This window comes from Rhodococcus sp. GB-02 (genome assembly GCF_053470465.1).
Genome location: NZ_JBPUKE010000001.1, coordinates 1,892,518 through 1,910,047, shown reverse-complemented (window position 1 = coordinate 1,910,047; position 17,530 = coordinate 1,892,518). Strand labels below are relative to the sequence as shown.

Sequence of the window (17,530 nt, the reverse complement as noted above, 5' to 3'; positions counted from 1 at the left end):
GTCAAGGCTCCTCGGTTATCCGCACGGGGGTTGGTAGGAATCCCACGGATGGGCCGGCTTGTTGTCCTCACCGAATTCGACGAGCACCAGTCCGCAGAGGCTGTCCGGAGCCAGGTGATCCTGCGAGGAGAACGACAGTGTCAATCCGTCCTGGCCGAAGCTGGCGGGAAGTGCCGAAACCTGTTGAAGAGCATCACGAACGGCCGTTCGATCTCGGTGGTCGCCGGCAATCTCGATGGCCTCAGCCAACATCATGACGGCGTCGTACGCCTGTGCGTCGTAGGCGGTCAGTTGATAATCAGGCCCCTTCACCGCCTGCACCTTGCGACGCAGTTCGGTGGTTCTCGGGTTGTACTCACTGAGCGAGCCCATGTACACCATGCCGCTCAACGCCTTCGGGTCCGCCAAAGCCCAAGATGCGGGCTGGTTTCCGATGGAAGCGAGTGAGAAGCGTTGCGTCTGCGGGGTGATCTTCGACAAGGTGTTGTGCGCGAGGATTTCGAAGTGCCCGCCGATACTGGCGACCAGAATCGCGTCCGGTTCGGTTTCCGCGAGACGTGAGACCTGTGCGGTGATGTCCGCGGCATCGACCGGCGCCTTTTCGACGCCCGTCACTCTCGCGCACTTCTCGAGCGCCGGCCGCAGGGTCTTGATGATTCCGTCGATGGACGCACTCGCATCACCGAGAATTCCCAGGGACTTGTACCCCATCTTCTCGAAAGCCCCGCAGTACACCTGGGCGTACTGCTTCAACGAGTTCGGAATCATGAACGAGTAGTCGTTGTCAGGCGCCGAGGCAAAGGCGTCGCTGAGAACGACCGGAGCTATCGCGGGAATCTTCGACTGCTGGAGAATCGACTTGGCCTGCAGCACCGACCCGCTGCCGGTGGCGAGGATGACCGCACTTGATCCGTGATCGACCAACTTCCGAATGATCGACGGGGTCTTGGTGGGACTGCTCTCGTCATTCTCGACAACCAATTCCACCTGCTTACCGTTGATTCCGCCGGCCTGGTTGATCAGGTCGACAGTCATACGCACGGTCTTGCCGGCGATCGTGCTGTACGACGCACCGGGCCCGGTGGAGTCTTCGTCCAAACCGATGACGATGGTGTCTTCGGGAATGACACCGGCAGATGCGCACGCGCTCGCCCCGAGAACCACTGCCGCGCAGACGGCAATCGCCTTTCCGAGTCTCACATCAATCTCCCGTCCAAACCATGCTTGGTAAATCAAACAAGCGCTTGATTTACGAGTGTGGACAGAAGTATGCACTGGGTCACACCGATAGTCAAAATTCGAACTACACGCGCAGGAACTGCGTTGTTACGGCTTCTGCAGCTGCCGGATCGAGGAGCTGAGTTCGCGAATGACGGACTTCAATTCGTCGACGTCCGAACGGAGTTCGGCCATTTGGGAGTCCGAACGGAGTTCGGCAAATTCGGAGGCAGGAGATACGGTCTGCGCTTCCTTCTTCGCCGTGCGCCGCGCAATGCGTGCCACCGGCTCGCCGTCGACGGAACGTGCGGCGAAGCCGTCCAGGAAAACCGAAATCAGATTGCGCTGAAGATCATCCGCCAACTCGGACAGCTGAGGGCGATACTGCGCGACGGTGGACCAGACGGATTCACGCAGGAGACGGTGAAACTGTTCGGGATCGATGTCTTCCCGAAACTCCGCGTCGGCAATTCCGCGAGCGATAGCCGATCGCCAGTAGCTGTGTGCCTTCTGAACCAGGATGGTGATGGGCGCGTCCGCCGGTTGCGACGAAAGTATGGCTTCTCCCTGATAGACCTCCGTGGCATACGGGTGATCCACCGCCGAGGCAAAAGACACCGAGACCATCGTTGCCAGGCGATCTCGGGCCGAACCTCCCGGCTCGATCGAGTCTTCGTACCTGACGTTGAGGTCTTCGAGAAACCGGACGACGATCTCGTTGGCTATCGCATCCTTGGAGTCGAAGTAGTGGTAGAGGCTGCCGGAGAGAATCCCGACTTCGTCGGCGATGTCGCGTACCGTCGTCGCGGCGATTCCCCGCTCACTGAACAGCTTGGCCGCATGAGCGAGTATTTCGTCCCGTCGGGTCGAGCGCACGAGAAGATCCTTCCGACGTTCCGATCGTCAAGCGAGTGCTTGATCAATTTCTCGTCGATGCTAACACCGCACCCTCGCTGACCTGCGGTGTGAGGTCCTGGACATCCAATCGAAACACCGGACACACACTTGTCACCGACAGTCATTCCACCGCAACAACTTCCACCTACTCTGTGCACTCGACGAATACAGCGTTGTATACGCACTCCGGATACAGATCTGTCAGAGCCATTGTCTGCCAGAGCCATCGACACGAAAGGCCCGTACATGCGAACCTTCTCGAAGCGCACCCTTGCCGCGCCGGCCGCTCTCGCCGCGCTGGGCTTGGTTCTCACCGGCTGCGGAAGCAAGGCGACAGACACCGCATCGGGAGATTCGACGGCTACGTCGTGCGTCGACACCTCGGGGGACACGATCAAGGTCGGTTCCCTGAATTCACTCTCGGGCACCATGGCCATCAGTGAAGTGACGGTCCGCGACTCCATCTCGTTGGCGGTGCAGGAGATCAACGATTCCGGCGGTGTGCTGGGCAAGAAGATCCAGATCGTGGCAGAGGACGGCGCGTCGGAGCCGACGGTGTTCGCCGAGAAGGCCGAGAAACTGATCAGCAGCGATTGCGTCGCAGCAGTTTTCGGTGGCTGGACCTCCTCGAGCCGTAAGGCCATGCTGCCGGTGTTCGAGGACAACAACTCTTTGCTCTACTACCCGGTCCAGTACGAGGGACTGGAAGATTCGAAGAACATCTTCTACACGGGTGCAACGACCAACCAGCAGATCATCCCCGCTCTGGATTACCTGAAGGAGAAGGGCGTCAAGTCGCTGTATCTGGTCGGGAGCGACTACGTGTTCCCTCAGACCGCGAACCGCATCATCAAGGCGTACGCGGCAGCGAACGGAATCGAGATCAAGGGCGAGGATTACACGCCGCTGGGTTCGACCGACTTCTCCACCATCGTGAACAAGGTCCGCACTGCCGACGCGGATGCCGTGTTCAACACACTCAACGGCGATTCCAACGTTGCGTTCTTCCGTGAATACTCGAATGTCGGCCTGAAGCCCGCCGACATGCCCGTCGTCTCCGTCTCCATTGCGGAGGAAGAGGTCGGCGGAATCGGGGTCCAGAACGTCGAAGGCCAGCTGACGGCGTGGAACTACTACCAGACAATCGACTCCCCCGAGAACAAGAAGTTCGTCGAGGCGTACAAGGCGAAGTTCGGCCAGGACAAGCCCACGTCCGATCCGATGGAAGCGGCATACACCTCCGTCTACCTCTGGAAGAACACCGTCGAGAAGGCCAACTCGTTTGCGGTCAAGGATATTCAGGACAACGCCGACGGTGTGACCTTCCAGGCACCCGAAGGACTCGTCACCATCGACGGCGACAACCACCACATCACCAAGACTGCCCGAATCGGCGAAATCCGTTCCGACGGACTGATCTACACGGTCTGGGATTCGGGACAGCCGATCGAGCCGGATCCGTACCTGAAGAACTACCCCTGGGCCGAGGGACTCGGCAGCTGATCAACGAAAGGCGGAATTGACGGAATCGACGAGTAGAGAGGTGGAGCGTCTGTCATGGATGTTGTGATCGGACAGTTGTTCACGGGTTTGAGTATCGGATCGATTCTCCTGTTGGCAGCGTTGGGATTGTCTCTCACGTTCGGGCAGATGGGTGTCATCAACATGGCACACGGCGAGTTCATCATGGCCGGCTCGTACACCGCATACGTAGTGCAGCAGGTGATCTCGAATGCAACGGGATCGTTGATCATTTCTCTGCTCGTCGGTTTCGTCGTCGGCGGACTGATGGGTGTCGTGCTCGAAGTTGTCCTGGTATCGCGGATGTACCACCGCCCCCTCGACACTCTGTTGGTGACCTTCGGCGTCGGATTGATCCTTCAGCAGTTGGCACGAGACATTTTTGGGGCGCCGGCAGTCAATGTTTCAGCACCGACTTGGCTTTCGGGTGGGGTCGACATTTTCGGCGCCGTGGTCCCGAAGACACGAATCTTCATTCTGGTATTGGCGATCGCTGCGGTGATCGCGCTTTCGGTCGCGCTGAAGCAGTCGTCGATGGGTAGACGCATCCGCGCCGTCGTACAGAATCGCGATCTGGCCGAGACGAGCGGAATCTCTTCTCGTCGTACGGACATCACGACCTTCTTCCTCGGATCCGGACTCGCCGGCGTCGCGGGTGTCGCGTTGACGCTCATCGGTTCCACCAGCCCGACCATCGGCCAGTCGTATCTGATCGACGCCTTCCTGGTTGTTGTCGTCGGCGGTCTCGGTCAGATGAAGGGAGCTGTGATCGCAGCCTTCGCCCTCGGCATCTTGAACTCGTTCATCGAGTACTCGACGACGGCGTCGATCGCGAAGGTGATCGTGTTCGTCATCATCGTCGTCTTCCTTCAAGTCCGGCCACAGGGCCTGTTCGCAGTCAAGACGAGGAGCCTCGTATGAGCATCCTGAACAATTCCCGAATTCGGGTGTGGGGCGGTTTTGCACTCGCCGCCATCGTGCTGTTCGCCGTCGCTCCGGCTGCGCTCTCGGACTTCAGGCTGTCACTGTTGGCCAAGTTCCTGTGCTTCGCCATAGTCGCTGTCGGTATCGGTTTGGCTTGGGGCAGAGGTGGAATGCTCACGCTCGGCCAGGGGGTGTTCTTCGGGATCGGCGCCTACGTGATGGCGATGCACCTCAAGATCGCCGATGCCGAACTCAAGGGTGACGCGGTCCCGGACTTCATGTCCATCGCCGGCAAAACAGAACTGCCGGGATACTGGCAACCGTTCGCCTCGCCATTCGTGGCGATCTTCGCCATCCTTTTCCTGCCGGCCGCTGTTGCCTTTCTCCTCGGACTCGGTGTGTTCAAGCGGAGAGTCAAGGGCGCGTACTTCGCGATCCTCTCGCAGGCACTCGCCGCGGCTTTTGCAATCCTCTTGATCGGCCAGCAGTCGATCGGTGGCAGCAACGGCCTCAACCGTTTTCGTACGTTCTTCGGTTTCAATCTCAACGATCCGGCGAACAAACAGATGTTGTTCTTCATCGCTGCCGGAGTTCTTCTCGCGTCGGTCGCTCTCATTCGCCAGCTGATGAACTCCCGATACGGCGAACTCCTCGTCGCCGTCCGTGATCAAGAGGAGCGAGTACGTTTCCTCGGATACGATCCGGCGAACATCAAACTGGTCGCCTACGTGACCGCGGCGTTCCTTGCCGGTATCGCCGGCGCGCTGTTCGTTCCGATCGTGGGCATCATTTCCCCCGCCGACGTCGGGATCGTCCCGTCCATCGCTTTCCTCATCGGGGTCGCGATCGGCGGCCGCGCAACGCTTCTCGGTCCGGTACTCGGTGCGATCGGCGTCGCATGGGCACAGTCGACATTCTCGGAGAAACTCCCATCGGGATGGATCTACGCTCAGGGGCTGATGTTCATCGTCGTGGTCGGATTCTTCCCGGCAGGTGTGGCCGGATTGTTCACCCTGATGCGCCACCGCAAGAAGCGTGAGACCCCGGCCGACCCACCGGTCAAGGTCTCCCAACCCGAACCAGTGGAGGTGTCGTCATGACCAACACAACCGCCACCAGCGAACCCACACCGGCACTGGGCGGCAACGCCGGAATGTCGTCCGAGTACCTCGAAGTACGGAATCTTTCGGTCAGCTTCGACGGTTTCAAGGCCGTCGACGGCGTCGACTTGACCCTCATGCAGGGCGACCTGAGGTTTCTCATCGGCCCGAACGGGGCTGGAAAGACAACGCTGGTCGACGCCATCACCGGACTCGTTCCCGCGACGGGTTCCATCACGAAGTCCGGCGAGCAACTGCTCGGCAAGAAGGTTCACAAGATCGCCCGCCTCGGCGTCGGGCGAACCTTCCAGACGGCAAGCGTCTTCGAAGAGCTCTCGGTGCTGCAGAATCTCGATATCGCGGCCGGAGCCGGCCGATCACCGTGGAACCTGCTCAGAAAACGCAAAGGTGTGCTTCCCGAGATCGAAGAGGCGTTGGAGACAACCGGGTTGGAGCACCTCAGGGACACCGCCGCGGGCATTCTGGCGCACGGACAGAAGCAGTGGCTCGAAATCGGAATGTTGTTGGTACAGAACTGTTCCGTGCTCCTGCTCGACGAGCCCGTCGCAGGCATGAGCCTCGAGGAGCGCGAGGAGACCGGGAACCTTCTGCGGCGCATCGGCGGTGCACGAACCGTCGTCGTAGTCGAGCACGACATGGACTTCATGCGATCCTTCGCCACGTCCGTCACAGTGCTCGCCGCTGGGAAAGTGCTTGCCGAAGGAACTGTGGCGGAGGTACAAGCCGACCCCAAGGTGCAAGAGGTCTACCTCGGCACAGCCGCTGCCGGAACAGATCTCGGCGCCGACACCGAACCGACCCCGGAGGACTGAATCATGCTCGAACTCGTCGACATCCGCGCCGGCTACGGACGTACCGAAGTGATCCACGGCGTTTCCCTGCTGGTTCCCAGCGACGGGGTTGCGGCAGTCATGGGTCACAACGGTGCAGGTAAAACCACCTTGCTGCGCGCCGCCGTCGGACTGATCAAACCCACACGGGGAAAGGTACTTCTGAACGGTGAGGACATCACCGGTCTACGGCCGAGCGCCCGCGTCGCTCGCGGACTCGCCTACGTACCCCAGGGTCAGCAGTCGTTCGGACAACTGACAACTGCCGAGAATCTTCGGGTCGTCGCCGACGGGCGCAAACGCGGAAAGGCACTCATCGCAGAGGCGTTGGATCTGTTTCCAGCACTCACCACGCTGCTCGATCGACGGGCCGGGCTTCTCTCCGGTGGGCAGCGACAGCAGCTTGCGATCGCTCGCGCACTGATCACCGAACCCAAGATCCTCATCCTGGACGAGCCGACCGAGGGCATTCAGCCGAACGTGGTCGCCGAAATCGAAAGAACCGTAATGGAACTCACCGAGCGAGGCGATCTCGGTGTCCTCCTCGTGGAGCAACACATCGGTTTCGCGCTCCAATCAGCACAGCATTACAGCATCCTCGCGGCCGGACACGTGACCTCGACCGGTGAGGGCGGCACCACGTCCACCGATGCGGTTCGTCGAGCGATGGCAATCTGACATGAGTGTGCGGCCGCCGCTGCGCGAGCAGGTCTACCGGTCGATCCGGAACGATCTGATGTCGGGTCAGATCGCGCCATCCGAACGACTCGGCGAGGAGCGGTTGGCTCATCTCTACGGCGTCTCGCGAACACCGGTCCGCGAGGCGCTCGCAAAGTTGGAATCCGACGGGCTCGTCGAACGCGACGAACACGGCCTCTTTCCGTACCGACCGCACCTCGACGAGTTGGGTGGCCTCTACGAGCTGCGCACACTCCTCGAGGTGCACGGACTTCGGCGGGTACTCGATGGTGAAGCCCCCGTCCATGACAAAGACGCGCTCGGTTCCGAACTGGACCGGTGGTACGCGTTTCGCAAACAGATGCCGTCGCCAGACGCCGGTTTCGTGACTCTCGACGAGGAGTTTCACATTGCGCTCCTCGCCTCGTCCGGCAACCACGCACTGGTCGACGCTCTTCAGGCCGTCAACTCGAAGCTGCGCCCCGTGAGGATGTTCGACTACCTGACTCCCGACCGTATGAAGGCCACCGTGGAGGAACATATCTCCGTCGTCGAACTGGTTCTGGACGGCAAGATTCCGCAAGCGCACGAGGCACTGGTATCGCACATCGACATCTCTCGCGCGGTCGTACTCGACCGCGCTCGGCAAGCCCTCTCGTTGGCCGCTATGGCGAATGCCGTGCGGAATTGATCAGGTTCGTGTCGCTGACTCGAGGGTCACGACTTCGGTGACGTGGTCTCTCGTCAGGGGGATCAGCAGAGACTCCCCCGGTACGGTTGGCTTCGGACCGAGTTCAGAGCCTGGGACCGTACCCGTTGTGCCATCAGAGCATTCGACGGCGACTTCGCCCGCGTAGTCCACATCAGGCACAACTTCGCAGGTGAGTCCGTCATCTGTGGTGAAAGCGGAGATACTCGAACCGACGGGCCCGTGGATTACCGTCCCGATTGGGTCCGCCGGAGTCGAGGTGACGGACGTTGTGGTGACGGGTGTTGTGGTTAGCGGTGGACTTGTCTGCAGCGTGGTGGCTGTTGCCGCGGTGGTGGTTGTGGCCGCTGTAGGTTCAGGCGTCGTCGTTCCCGTAGTCGGCGTGGTGGTCACGGGAACAGCTGTCGCTGTTGTCGGTGTCGGCTCGGCGACTCGCGCTGCCTGTCCGGTGACAAGGCTCAGCGGCGTCACCGGAGGTGAAGAATCAAGCCCGCACTGAGCGGCCGACAGATTGACGGATATGTTCGTCGATCCCAGGATCACTGTGACCAGCCCTTCACCCAAGATCGACAATGCGACAGTTACGGCCTCAACAGTGAAGCTCACTGAAACAGTCGAAGACGCGACAAAAGGCGCGGAACCGGAAGCCGCTCGGGTACTGGTGACCTTGATGTTCGAGAAGCGCGCTTCTACCCGCGCGAGCAGTGGGACATTCGCCATCACGAAGGTTGCAGTAGTCGGCGACGTCGACGTGGCCGAACCGTTTGCACCCACCGCCGGGATGGCAACCGTGGCGCCGCCGACTTTCACGGTTCCCGTCGGCTGGTCAGTAGCCGCCGACGTACTCGCACAGCGTGCGTTTGTCTTGACGCTCGTGCTCGTGATCGCGTCCGCCGGTATCAACGTGATCCCCAGTACCGAAACCAGATTCAATTGCAAACCCAATGTAGATGTAGTTTCCGCGTCCGCATCCGACCCGGCCGCCCCGCATGGGGTCGATGCCGACGCTCCTACGAGATACGCGGCGCACTGAACGGCGCTACCAGTGCGGCTGAGTGCGGGCAACCCCAGCAATACACCGGAGTTGTCCGCCAACGAAACGGTCCCCGTGGTTTTGCCCGGCGCGAGTTGAGTTTGCGCGGTCGGATGTTCGATCAACGAACCGCCGAGATTTCCTCCGAGAGTTATCAATCCGCCGGTCGCCGTTCCTTTGCCCGACGTCGATCTGCCGTACCCGCTTGTTGTCCAGGTTCCGGTGGAAATCGGGCCGGTCACGTACTCCGAGTCGGTCCACGCCGCTTCGGTCTCGCCCAGAAGTGGGTGAGCCGAAAATCCGGAGCCCAGCACTACCGCAACTGCCAATACGATGACTGAGAACAGGTGGCGACGCTTCATTGCCTACCGCCCCCCGGCGGTAGAAGAACCTGAATGGGTTCGGTTTTCGGGTCGGCCGAGTCGGCATCAGCGTCGTCATCGGTAGTGCGCGGCCAGAATACCGCTACCACCAAAGCGGCCATGGTCAGCGTGATCGCCCCCAGAACAAGAGGATTCGAGAAGTAGACGATCACCCGCGCCAGTCCCGGAACGTGCCAGAGCACCTTCCGAACCGTGGTGACCTCGTAAACCGCGGGATCAGCCGAGGCGTTGGCATCACCCTTGAGATCGAGAATCGTGATGCCGTTGTCCTGGGTACGAGCGGAGACGACCCGGTGGGTCACCGGCAGTTCGGACACTCCCCGATCGACGGTGACGACGTCGCCCACCCCGACCGAATCCGCAGGCACTTCACGCACAACTGCCAGAGATCCGGTCGGAATGGTCGGCGACATGGAGCCCGTCTTGAACATGATCAGCGTGATGTCGAAGGCGAAGGCACAGACCACCAAAGCGATACAGATGACCCCACCGACTGCAAGAACCTGAAGGATGCAGTCCCCGATGATCGTCGGGACCGAACGCTTCTTCGTCCTGGCATGTGTTGCCCGGGCACGTGTTGGCATTGCAGCTCCTTCAGGGTGTTGCACTGAACTGCCAAGTGGGAGTTGCCGTTTTACCGATCAACGCCGAGTTGCTCCAATTGGCCGAGGTCCCGGGCAATGAAATCTCGAAGCACAGCGCCACCGGAGCTCCCGGGGACACTCCACCGGTGGGTAGCGCGATGGCCCCGGCTGCGGAACCAGTTGAGAGCGACGGAAACACCGTCGCACTTCCCACTACGAATTGTGGTGTTCCCGTGGAGAAGGCTGACGCATCACAGGTGGTCGACTTGACCACCCGATACCGCAGCGCCGACGCCAGAGTGGAGTCGCCGGCAACCGTGGCCGCCTGCAGAGTGACGGATGCTGCCGGCGAGGCCGGCACTGTTCGAAGGGAGACCGGGCCGTACGAGAACGCACCGGGGCGTATCAGGAGCGCCGAGGGCGTGTACGTGAAAACCCCAGGGGCGCTGGACGAATGCGACGACCATCCGCCGCCGATGTTCGACTCGATTCCGAATGTTCCGGTGCGAAACGATGCATCGCCCATCGTGCTGTCCACCCAACTGGCGGCCACGGTAGTTGCACCGATACCCAGGACGAGTCCCGAGGCCGCCAGTGCGTACACCTGACGCATTCTCCGTGTGACCACGCAGGCGTCAGGGGGTGGACTGGCCGGTGAACTGCCAGAGCAAGCGCCCGGTGTCCTGGCCCGACACGATCGAGGGGTCCACTCCGGCAGGCAGCGTGACCGCGAAGCAGAGTTCGACCGGAGTCCCGGGACCCGCTGCGCCACCGGCCAAGGTGACGTCCGAGCCCGAACCTGCCGTCAAGGCCACCGGACTGGCTGTCGTGCCCACCCACGCGATACCTGATCCGATACCGGCCGCAGTGCAAGTCGCCGACGGGACATTTCGATACACCGAATACCGCAGGGCAGGTTTGAGTACGGCATCGCCGCCGGTCGCACCGAGCAGTTGTACCGTCGCACCGAGTGTGCTGGCTGCGGGACCGATCCGTAGCGCTACCGGCGCATACACCGTCGTCCCAGGCGAGAGCGCTGCGAATCCGGTGCTGAATGTGAAGTGGCCGGCGGAGGCATCGACCTGGTACTCGCCCCAGGTCGTCAGTCCGTCGAAGCTGCCTTGGAGATTCCAACTTCCCGTCTGGAACTGCGCGTCGCCGAAAACGTTGTCCGTCCACGCTGCCAAGGTGACGGCGGCGCCGATACCGAGGACGAGTCCTCCGGCAAGCAGTGCACGTACTTTGCGCCTGTTTACAGCCTTCCGATCAGTGGCCATGCTGGTCTCGATTCACTGTGAATGCGAAAGAACCTCCGATTCGGGAAATCTAGCCCCCGCTTTCACCCGAAATATCCGAAATGGCCGAAATTGAGACAAAGATTTGACGCCTTCACCGCCATCCGTGGGCGCTGACCAGGGGGAAATAGGAAAGCCGGCCAGATGGTTGCACCTTCCAACGACACTTGCGTTCTGATCGCTGAGAAAGGCACCACATTCATGGCCGTCCCACTTTCCATCCTCGACCTCGCCCACATCGGCGACAACGAAACCGCCAAAGACAGCTTCGACGCCAGCGTGACGTTGGCGCAGCGTGCCGAGGAGTGGGGCTACAAGCGAATCTGGTACGCCGAGCACCACAACATGGGTTCCATCGCTTCTTCGGCAACCAGCGTCCTGATCAGCCACGTCGCCGCGAACACCAGTAAAATCCGCCTCGGCGCCGGGGGCATCATGCTCCCCAACCACGCACCGCTGACGATCGCCGAGCAGTTCGGCACCCTCGAGACACTGCACCCGGGTCGCATCGATCTCGGTCTCGGCCGCGCACCCGGTAGTGATCAGAAGACGATGCAGGCACTGCGACGCGACCCGAGTTCTTCGGACAGCTTCCCGCAGGACGTACTCGAGCTTCAGGGCTACCTCGGCGACACCTCGCGCGTCCCCGGAATCAACGCCGTTCCCGGCAAGGGCACTCACGTTCCGCTCTACATCCTCGGATCGTCACTCTTCGGCGCCAAGCTCGCCGCGATGCTCGGCCTGCCGTATGCATTTGCCTCACACTTCGCTCCCAACGCCCTGCGCGATGCCGTTGCGATCTACCGACGCGAGTTCAAGCCGTCGGAGCAACTGGCGGAGCCGTACGTCATCGCCGGCGTCAACGTCATCGCCGCCGACACCCATGAGCAGGCCCAGCAGGACTTCCTCGCGGCCAAGCGTTCGCGTGTCAGCCTTCTTCTCGGACGCGGACGCAAGTTCACGGACGACGAAGCGGACATGCTGCTCGACTCCCCCGCCGGTCAGCAGGTTCTTCAGATGACCAAGTACAGCGCCATCGGCACGCCCACGGAGGTGCGTACCTACCTCGACGAGTTCACCGAGCACGCGCAGGCCGACGAGCTGATCACGGTGTCAACCGGTACCAACCGCGAGGCTTGGTTGCGCACGTTCGAACTCCTCGCCGACGTGAGCGATCTGGTGCCCGCCTAAGCTGCCGGTATGGGCGATCCATCCCGTCGGGGGTTCATCTCGGTACTGGCCGTTCTACTTTCGACGGGTTGGGCAGCCAACCACTTTGCCTCGCTCATCCCGGTTCTCCGGGTGGACGAGGGCCTTTCGCATGCCGTGCTCGACGGTGTTTTCGGTATCTACGCGCTCGGACTCCTGCCCGGCCTGTTGACCGGTGGAGCACTGTCGGACCGCGTCGGCCGAGCCGTAGTCGTCCTGCCCGGAGCGCTCATAGCCTCACTCGGAACCTTGACTCTTCTCCTCTGGCACGACGCGCCCGGGCTCATGGTCGGGCGCCTCGTAGTCGGTATCGGTGCCGGTCTGGCGATCGGCGCCGGTACCGCGTGGGCGGCTGACCTTCGCGGCAAGTCCGGCACCGTGATGGCGGGCGTCGTACTTACCTCGGGTTTTGCACTGGGACCGCTGTTTACGGGCCTGCTGGCGCAATTTGCCGCTTTCCCGCTCGCCACGCCGTTTGTCGTCTCGGCCGTCTTGTCGGTGGGTTCGGTTGCCGCGGCGGCAGTGTGGAGTCGTACTCCTGCTCCCACCAAAGCCGCGATGTTCACACAGATTCCCGACCGCGCAGAGCGGTCGGGAACCGGCGTGAAGGTCGCACTGCTCTGGGCACTTCCGTTGGCGCCATGGGTGTTCGCCAGCGCAACAGTGTCTTTCGTGACCATGACGGCCAGGCTCGGGGACCGCTACTCAGGTCCTCTCCTTCCGGGTTTCGCGGCGGCGCTGACTCTGGGTGCTGGAATCCTGGTTCAAACCGCTGCGCGCCATCGCAATTGGGGCCCTCAGGCCGGCACGGTCGGCGCCGCACTGGCGGCGCTCGGATACTGCCTGGTCGCCGTCGGCGGTGCACACCCCGCGCTCGGGTTGTTCATTGTCTGCTCGCTCGTCCTCGGTACGGCCTACGGACTGTGCTTGCGTGAAGGCCTACTCGATCTCGAGTCGCTGGCTCCCCCGGCCTCGCGGGGCGCTTTGACCGGGATCTTCTACGTCGCCACCTATCTCGGATTCGGACTGCCGGTGCTGCTGGTCGTCATCGAACCCACGATGGGTCCGTCACTGCCGTTGGTGATCCTCGCCGCTGTTGCCGCCGTAGTTGCCGTGGTCCGATTCCGCCGATTGCGGTCGACACAGGCTTCCGCGTCACATCCGCGTCTCGAAGCCGCATCGGTCTGAGCGTCCATTCGGACGGAGTTGGCGGTACTTGCAGTCGCAGCTACCCGGCGGTGTTAGCGTCGGAGGACCAGAAAGTCACTGCGTAGGGACACAGCAATGAGCAAGAGCGAGGCGGGCAAGGCCGAATCGGCCAAGAGTAGTGCGGACGACCTGACGGGTCGGCGCATCCTGATCACCGGCGCTGCCCGCAATATCGGTTCTTCGCTGGCCAGACGCCTGTACGACCGTGGCGCGTCCGTCGGACTCCTCGGCCTCGAGCCGGAACTTCTCGAGCAAGTCGCCACCTCCTGCGGCCGCGCGCCGTGGCAGTTGTGCGATGTCGCCGATCTCGAGCAGGTATCTCGCGGCGTCAGCTACATCGCTGAGCAGCTGGGAGGCATCGACGTAGTCGTGGCCAATGCCGGCGTCGAGGCGAATTCGTCGATCCTCGGCGGAGACGTCGAAGACATGCGTCGCGCAGTCGAAGTCAACCTCATGGGCACGTACTACACCCTGCGCGCAGCGGGTCCCCACATCAGTCACGAAGATGGTTACGCCCTGGTGGTCGCATCCGCCCACGGCGCGGCGAAGCACCCGTTTCGCGGACCGCTTCGTGCTTCACGCGCCGGCGTCGAGGCGTTGGGAGACGCGTTACGCCTGGAAATGAAACAGCTCGGCACCAAGGTGGGCGTCGCGTACATCGGCGACATCGACACCGACACCACCGCACTGTCGTTCGACGGAGCACGCGGAACTCTCGCCAACTCCGGCACCACGACCGTCGCTGACGCCGTCGACGCGTTCGAGCGCGGTATCGTCGGCCGGAAGTCACGCGTACACGCGCCCCGCCGCAGCGCTGCGGTTCGCCACATCGCGCAACGAGCTATCGACCTCCGTCCCTCTCACGTCCGTGGAGTCGCATGAACCCCCGCATCCCGCCCGGCCGATTCAAGGACCTCGGTCCGATCAACTGGGGAATCTGGCGTGTCCTGTCGAAGGTTGCCGGAGCACCCGATGCGCATCTGTTCAGCACATTGGGACGCACGGGTGGACTCTTCCGCGGTTGGCTGCACTACTCCGGCTCACTCATGCCCGGCGGCAAGATCTCTCGCCACGACACCGAACTGATCATCCTGCGGGTCGCGCATCTGCGGGACTGCGGTTACGAGATGGATCACCACATCAGGCTCGGCCGCAAAGCCGGAATCGACGCAGAACAACTGGCCCGGATCATCGAGGGCCCTGGCGCTTCAGAGTTGAGTCCGCGTCACCGTGCGATCTTGACTGCGGTAGACGAGTTGGTCACCACCAAGGACATCACCGACAACACGTGGGGAACGCTCTCGCAGCATCTCGACGATCGTCGGTTGATCGAATTCACATTGCTGGTCACCCAGTACGACGGCCTGGCCACCACGATCGGAACCTTGCGGGTTCAGCGCGACTTCTCCTGAAGTTCCGCGGCGGCCGTAACTCAGCTCTAACCCGAGGACATCTGGACGAAACACCTGATCAATAGCGTATACAGGTATGTCGACAGGGATGAATACGGCTCCGGAGCCACTGCGTGAGGTGGTCTACCGGGAACTACGCACCGAACTGGTCAACGGGACCATCGGGTTCGATCAGCGCCTGACGGAACCGAAGCTCTCCACGCGTTTCGGCATTTCTCGCACGCCCATACGGGAAGCGTTGACGATGCTGTGCGCCGATGGACTCCTGCGCCGGGAAGAGTACGGATTCTCCGCCGTGCGCCCGAGCATCCCGCGGATCCGAGATCTGTACGAACTCCGAATCACCCTGGAATTACAAGGAATTACCCGGGCGATCGCAGATCCGACGATCCGGCACGATCGAACGATCCTCGACGACGAGCTGGTGCGGTGGCGTGCCCTGGCTCTCGATCCGCCCGCTCAGGAACCGGGGTTCGTCGAACGGGACGAGGAGTTTCACGTCGCCGTGCTCAGGGCGTCGGGCAACAATGAACTGGTCGCGTCACTGCTGTCGGTGAATTCCCGTATCCGGCACGTTCGGATGTACGACTTCATGGTCAACGGCCGCATCGACACCTCGATCGCGGAGCACATTCGAATCCTCGAAGAACTACGTGCCGGCAATCTGCCCGAGGCCCGCACGCTTTTGCATCAGCACATCGGCGAGTCTCTCGACGTCGTCCTCGACCGGGTGACCCGCGCGATCACCGCGCTCTCACTCGCCACCATCACGGACTGATCGGAGCAGTACACAACCATGACCATCGCAGCAGAAGTTTTCACCCCGACAGCCCGGGTCGAGCAGGCATTCCAGCGGATCGAGGAAGTAGACCGCCCCGAAGTCTGGATCACGTTGCGTTGCAAGGAAGATGTGCTCGCCGACGCCGCCTCGGTTGAGGCCAGACTCGCTGCGGGCGAGCACCTTCCCCTGGCGGGGCGTCTGGTCGCCGTCAAGGACAACGTCGATGTCGCCGGTCTGCCGACCACAGCGGCGTGCCCCGAATTCGGGTATGCGCCGGATGAAACGGCCAGTGCCGTTGAACGGTTGATCGAGCACGGCGCTGTTGTGCTGGGAAAGACCAACCTCGACCAGTTCGCCACCGGGCTGGTCGGAACTCGGAGCCCGTACGGAGCCGTTCGCTGCGCCTGGAACGAAGAGCTGATCTCGGGAGGTAGTAGCTCCGGATCCGCCGTCGCCGTCGCCCTGGGAATTGTGGACATCGGAATCGGTACCGACACCGCCGGTTCCGGCCGGGTGCCGGCAGCGTTCCACGGGATCTACGGACTCAAGCTCTCCCTCGGCGTCATCCCAGCCCACGGAGTAGTGCCCGCCTGCATCGACTACGACGCTCTGACGGTGTTCGCCGACGACCTCGAATCGGCAACCGCGGCAGCGGCAATCATGGTCGGCCACGAACCTCGAGATCCCCGCAGCCGAGTCTGGCCTTCCGACGTTCGTCTCGCGGCGGCGCCGAATCCCCGCGTCGCCGTCCCCCGAATCGAGGATCTTGCTCAACTGAGCCCGTCGTATCTGGCAGCGTTTCAGGACACCGTGGCGGCTCTGGTCGCCGGCGGCGCCGAGACCGAGACGGTCGACATCTCCGGGCTGCTCGACGCGGCCCGATTGCTCTACGACGGCGCCGTGGTGGCGCAGCGATACGCCGCTGCCGGCGAGTTCCTCGAAACCCGCCCTGCCGGAGCAGATCCCGCGGTGTCCGACATCGTGCTCGGCGCGAAGCACCCCACCGGATACCAGCTCGTCGACGATCTCGACGCTCTCACCCGCGCCAAGGCAGCTGCCCGGGAACTCCTCGCCGGGTTCGACGCCCTGCTGCTTCCCACCACCACCGAACATCCGACGATCGCCGCCGTGACCGAGGATCCGTTCGGAATCAACCGCCGCATGGGAACTTTCACCAACTTCTGCAACCTGCTCGACATGGCGGCCGTCGCGGCGCCAGGACACCGCACCGCCGAAGATCACCCGTTCGGCGTCATGTTCGTCGTACCTGCGTTCGGCGACCAGATCGCCATCGACCTCGCTGCGCGACTCGGCGGTGTGCCTTCACCCACCCTCGTGAACACCGGAATCGACCTCGCGGTGTTCGGCGCTCACCTGCGCGGGCAACCACTCAACAGACAGTTGGTCGACCTCGGCGCTCGGTACGTCGAAACCGTCACAACCTCGGATGCCTACAGACTCTTCGCCCTCGACACGACGCCACCGAAGCCCGGCCTGGTGCGCCGCGGTCCTGGCCTCGGCGCACCGGTCGTCGGCGAGATCTTCCGGATCTCACCGGCAGGTCTCGGAACGTTCCTCGCCGAATTGCCTGCGCCGATGGCGCTCACGAGCGTCGAATTATCCGACGGCAGAACGACAGTCGGTTTCAGCTGCACTCATGACGCCGTCGTCGGCGCGAATGACATCACCGACTACGGCGATTGGGCTGCATACCTCTCTCGCTGAC

18 protein-coding genes are annotated in these 17,530 nt (G+C 62.3%); 12 read left to right on the top strand and 6 right to left on the bottom strand.

Translation table 11 applies throughout. From position 1 onward, the window contains the following. Window positions 1–15 precede the first annotated feature (15 nt). Both ACSW29_RS09125 and ACSW29_RS09120 read right to left on the bottom strand, forming a co-directional pair. Window positions 16–1,200, bottom strand: a complete 1,185-nt coding sequence (locus tag ACSW29_RS09125) for an ABC transporter substrate-binding protein (protein WP_448277094.1) — start codon at window positions 1,198–1,200, stop codon at window positions 16–18. 126 nt (window positions 1,201–1,326) lie between these two features. Continuing rightward, window positions 1,327–2,094 carry a TetR/AcrR family transcriptional regulator gene (locus ACSW29_RS09120; RefSeq protein WP_133728568.1) on the bottom strand — a complete coding sequence of 256 codons (768 nt, stop codon included), beginning with the start codon at window positions 2,092–2,094 and terminating at the stop codon, window positions 1,327–1,329. Window positions 2,095–2,361: 267 nt separating this feature from the next. On the opposite strand from ACSW29_RS09120, the gene urtA reads away from it, so the two are divergent. Genes urtA through ACSW29_RS09090 form a run of 6 tightly spaced genes read left to right on the top strand, consistent with a single transcriptional unit; the run spans window position 2,362 to window position 7,880 of the window. Beyond that, entirely contained in the window at window positions 2,362–3,618 is a 1,257-nt protein-coding gene (urtA, locus tag ACSW29_RS09115; RefSeq protein WP_019744446.1) for an urea ABC transporter substrate-binding protein, read from the top strand. Window positions 3,619–3,672: 54 nt separating this feature from the next. After that, window positions 3,673–4,557 (top strand): urea ABC transporter permease subunit UrtB, encoded by an 885-nt coding sequence (gene urtB / locus ACSW29_RS09110; RefSeq protein WP_095970422.1) that lies wholly within the window; start codon window positions 3,673–3,675, stop codon window positions 4,555–4,557. Then, entirely contained in the window at window positions 4,554–5,660 is a 1,107-nt protein-coding gene (gene urtC / locus ACSW29_RS09105; protein ID WP_448277093.1) for an urea ABC transporter permease subunit UrtC, read from the top strand. The genes urtB and urtC overlap by 4 nt, the downstream gene beginning before the upstream one ends. Next, a complete protein-coding gene (urtD, locus tag ACSW29_RS09100) occupies window positions 5,657–6,493 on the top strand; it encodes an urea ABC transporter ATP-binding protein UrtD (RefSeq protein ID WP_003941545.1) in 837 nt (278 codons plus the stop codon). Before urtC ends, urtD begins: the two co-directional genes overlap by 4 nt. Before the next feature lie 3 nt (window positions 6,494–6,496). Then, the gene (gene urtE, locus ACSW29_RS09095; protein ID WP_050656708.1) at window positions 6,497–7,189 is read left to right on the top strand and encodes an urea ABC transporter ATP-binding subunit UrtE; all 693 of its coding nucleotides are present in this window, start codon (window positions 6,497–6,499) and stop codon (window positions 7,187–7,189) included. A 1-nt stretch (window position 7,190) separates the two neighbouring features. Then, window positions 7,191–7,880 (top strand): GntR family transcriptional regulator, encoded by a 690-nt coding sequence (locus tag ACSW29_RS09090; protein WP_347871499.1) that lies wholly within the window; start codon window positions 7,191–7,193, stop codon window positions 7,878–7,880. Here ACSW29_RS09090 and ACSW29_RS09085 read toward each other — a convergent pair whose 3' ends face one another. From ACSW29_RS09085 to ACSW29_RS09070, 4 genes are read right to left on the bottom strand one after another with little or no spacing between them, the layout of a single operon-like run. Continuing rightward, window positions 7,881–9,293, bottom strand: coding sequence for a hypothetical protein (locus ACSW29_RS09085; RefSeq protein ID WP_347871500.1), 1,413 nt, complete (start codon window positions 9,291–9,293; stop codon window positions 7,881–7,883). Then, the gene (locus ACSW29_RS09080; RefSeq protein ID WP_347871501.1) at window positions 9,290–9,898 is read right to left on the bottom strand and encodes a signal peptidase I; all 609 of its coding nucleotides are present in this window, start codon (window positions 9,896–9,898) and stop codon (window positions 9,290–9,292) included. The genes ACSW29_RS09085 and ACSW29_RS09080 overlap by 4 nt, the downstream gene beginning before the upstream one ends. A gap of 10 nt (window positions 9,899–9,908) precedes the next feature. After that, on the bottom strand, window positions 9,909–10,511 hold the full coding sequence (locus ACSW29_RS09075; RefSeq protein ID WP_448277092.1) for a hypothetical protein: 603 nt from the start codon (window positions 10,509–10,511) through the stop codon (window positions 9,909–9,911). Window positions 10,512–10,533: 22 nt separating this feature from the next. After that, window positions 10,534–11,175, bottom strand: coding sequence for a SipW-dependent-type signal peptide-containing protein (locus ACSW29_RS09070; RefSeq protein ID WP_448277091.1), 642 nt, complete (start codon window positions 11,173–11,175; stop codon window positions 10,534–10,536). A gap of 219 nt (window positions 11,176–11,394) precedes the next feature. Here ACSW29_RS09070 and ACSW29_RS09065 point away from each other — a divergent pair, with 219 nt between their 5' ends. The 6 genes from ACSW29_RS09065 to atzF all read left to right on the top strand — a co-directional run bounded on the left by ACSW29_RS09065 (window position 11,395) and on the right by atzF (window position 17,529). Continuing rightward, a complete protein-coding gene (locus tag ACSW29_RS09065; protein ID WP_448277423.1) occupies window positions 11,395–12,384 on the top strand; it encodes an LLM class flavin-dependent oxidoreductase in 990 nt (329 codons plus the stop codon). Window positions 12,385–12,393: 9 nt separating this feature from the next. After that, on the top strand, window positions 12,394–13,590 hold the full coding sequence (locus ACSW29_RS09060) for an MFS transporter (protein ID WP_448277090.1): 1,197 nt from the start codon (window positions 12,394–12,396) through the stop codon (window positions 13,588–13,590). A gap of 96 nt (window positions 13,591–13,686) precedes the next feature. After that, the gene (locus tag ACSW29_RS09055) at window positions 13,687–14,493 is read left to right on the top strand and encodes an SDR family NAD(P)-dependent oxidoreductase (RefSeq protein ID WP_448277089.1); all 807 of its coding nucleotides are present in this window, start codon (window positions 13,687–13,689) and stop codon (window positions 14,491–14,493) included. Next, entirely contained in the window at window positions 14,490–15,023 is a 534-nt protein-coding gene (locus ACSW29_RS09050; protein WP_448277088.1) for a carboxymuconolactone decarboxylase family protein, read from the top strand. Before ACSW29_RS09055 ends, ACSW29_RS09050 begins: the two co-directional genes overlap by 4 nt. Before the next feature lie 76 nt (window positions 15,024–15,099). After that, a complete protein-coding gene (locus ACSW29_RS09045; RefSeq protein ID WP_448277087.1) occupies window positions 15,100–15,801 on the top strand; it encodes a GntR family transcriptional regulator in 702 nt (233 codons plus the stop codon). A gap of 18 nt (window positions 15,802–15,819) precedes the next feature. Next, window positions 15,820–17,529, top strand: a complete 1,710-nt coding sequence (gene atzF / locus ACSW29_RS09040; protein ID WP_448277086.1) for an allophanate hydrolase — start codon at window positions 15,820–15,822, stop codon at window positions 17,527–17,529. Window position 17,530 lies beyond the last annotated feature (1 nt).